Source organism: Intestinibacter sp. (genome assembly GCF_034113885.1).
Classification (GTDB): Bacteria; Bacillota; Clostridia; order Peptostreptococcales; family Peptostreptococcaceae; genus Intestinibacter.
Genome location: NZ_JAXEWM010000239.1, coordinates 1 through 2,638, shown reverse-complemented (window position 1 = coordinate 2,638; position 2,638 = coordinate 1). Strand labels below are relative to the sequence as shown.

The 2,638-nt window shown below is 30.9% G+C and carries 3 protein-coding genes; 2 read left to right on the top strand and 1 reads right to left on the bottom strand.

The features are described 5' to 3' along the window. Positions 1–420: hypothetical protein (locus SPD90_RS14310; protein ID WP_320925677.1), on the top strand; the 420-nt coding region annotated here is incomplete at its 5' end. A gap of 39 nt (positions 421–459) precedes the next feature. Here the strand turns inward: SPD90_RS14310 and pdaA are convergent. Then, the gene (gene pdaA / locus SPD90_RS14305) at positions 460–1,290 is read right to left on the bottom strand and encodes a delta-lactam-biosynthetic de-N-acetylase (protein WP_320925676.1); all 831 of its coding nucleotides are present in this window, start codon (positions 1,288–1,290) and stop codon (positions 460–462) included. Positions 1,291–1,460: 170 nt separating this feature from the next. Between pdaA and SPD90_RS14300 the strand changes: the two genes are divergently transcribed. After that, positions 1,461–2,638: exonuclease domain-containing protein (locus tag SPD90_RS14300; protein WP_320925675.1), on the top strand; the 1,178-nt coding region annotated here is incomplete at its 3' end.

Below are 2,638 nucleotides of genomic sequence, written 5' to 3'. Positions count from 1 at the left end.
AAAAATTTATTTGAGAAAATTCCGCTTTTAAGTAAAGTAATACAGTTTAATAAAAGAATAGGTGATATAAATCTAAGGTATATAGAGTATAAGATTTTAAAATACAGAGTAAATAGATTAGAGAATGGATTTTTAAAAAGTGATTATAGGATTGTAGCCCTAAACACATATACAGGTCATACCAAGCTTGTAGATGAGGTTCCAGTCACTGTAAAGAGATATATTGCAAGAAGTTGCGTACAAAAGCCTAAAATAAATGACAGTATCTTAAAAAATGATATCGAATATGAAATAGAAAAACATTACAGAAAATATGAAAGTGAAAATATGGTTCTGTCAGATGTATTTAGCATATATAAACCGTACTGGACTTGTAATTACAACGGAAAGAATATATTTTTAGAAGCATATAAAAACTGAGGAGTTATTTTAAAGCTCCTCAGTTTTTAGTTTGAACGATTAATTAGATTTATTTTTAGTTAAATAATCCAGGCTTTTTATTTTGTAGCCTTCATTTTCCCAGTGAGTTAATACCTCGTCTAGTATCTCTGCATTAGTCTGTGAGTTTGAGTGAAGCAGCACTATAGCTCCTGGGTGAGTTCTAGAGTAGATTTTATCTTTTGCATGTTCATGGCTAGGTTGGTTTGAATCGTACCAATCCACATATGCAAAGCTCCAAAATATAGTAGAATATCCTAAATCTTGTGTGTATTTTAGAGATCTTTCACTGAATTTGCCCATAGGAGGTCTAAAATATTTAGGCATATCTTTGCCAGTTACCTCTTTATATGCTTTTTCTACAGATAGTATTTCGTTTTTGAATTTGTCTAAATCGTCTATACTGGCCATAGATACGTGGCTTTTGGAATGGTTGCAGACTAGATGTCCTTCATTTACCATTCTTTTGACTAGTTCGGGATTACTTCTTATGTAGTGTTCGACTACAAAAAAGTTCGCCGGAGCATTGTGCTTTTTAAGTGTATCTAAAATAAGGTTTGTATATCCGTTTTCGTATCCAGCATCGAATGTCAGGTATATGACCTTTTCATCCTTATCTCCTACATAATACGTGTCGTAGTTTTTGAAAAAGGAAGCTTCTTTTATAGGGTCTGGCTGCTTGTGATCTTGTCTAGGATTAAAGTACCAATTGTATTCTTGCGTGCTCAAATCACCCTCTGAGATTTGAGTTTTGGATTTATTAAATAAATTGGAATTTGTGATGGCTATTATTCCAATTAAGATTGCGAAAAACCCTATAATAAAATAATTTCCAAAATTGTTGTTTTTCAAGGTAAGTCCTCCTCATAAATTAAATTAATTTAAATTAATAATATTTTTTTAAAAAACGGCTAAAAATATTCATGTAAAATATTGATTTTAAATAGTTGTCTTAATATGCTTTTATGTAGTAAAGTATATTTTGTAAATATAATGATTAAGATTTAGAAAGGAGGTATTCTATGGAAAAAAGAATCACGAGTATTGTAAAGAATGTAGTTTTTTTAGATATAGAGACAAGTGGGTTAAATCCTAAAAATAGCGAAATCCTAGAAATCGGAGCTGTAAAAATAGATAGAGATAAAAAAATATCTATTTTCAATACACTTGTAAAAAATAAATCTAAGGTTCCACCTGAAATTTTTTCTCTTTGCAAAAATCTTAATCAAAAAGATCTAGATAAAGCGCCCTTATTAGATGAGGTCAAAAAAGACTTTCTAGCTTTTATAGAAGATAAAACGTTAATTTGCCACAATAAAAATTTTGAAAAGGAGTTTTTAAATTTACATATAGGCAAAATAAATAATAAATTTATAGATTCTATGGAATTGGCGGCTATTTTAGAACCTTTTCACAGAGAATTTAACTTAGATTACCTAAAAAAAGCAATTACAAAAAATAAAGATGACGAGGTGCACAGAGCTATCTACGATGTAATAGATACTATAGATGTTGTAAATGCTTTGATTTTGAGGTTTAAGGATAGGCTCGAAAAGGACAATAAGCTTACATTATATCCTTTGACATTTGATATAGATTCTTACCTAAATAAACACTCTCTTGAAAACTGGGACTGGTCTGAATACATAAATAATGCAGATTACGATTTAAAAGATGAGACAAATACAGTATATGAAAAAAAGGAAGATGAGAAACAGAAAAACGACAATTCAAAGGAAGAAGAAATTTTTAAACTTATGGGAAAATACAATGCTTCTTATGAAGAGCTTCTAAAGGAGGAGAATATCTGGGGCAGCAAGAAGGGATTTATCTATGAATTTAGACAAGGTCAATACGATTTGACTAAATTGATTAGAAAGACATTTCACAGTACATCTAATAATATAGCCTGTATAGAGGCGCCTACAGGAATTGGAAAAAGCGTGGGGTATTTGCTACCGGCTGTTTTAGAGGCGAGATATGCCCAAAAGAGAATAATAATCTCAACTGCCACAAAAGAGCTTCAGGTTCAGCTTATGGACAAGGATTTGCCAAATGTGATAAACTCCTTGGGGCTTTCAGGAAAGGTAAGCTACGGATATATAAAGGGCAAAAACAACTACATATGCAAGAGTAAATTTTACGATTATAAAAAGGATTACGAAGCTGAAAATCCAACTTACGAGGATATAATGTCTAT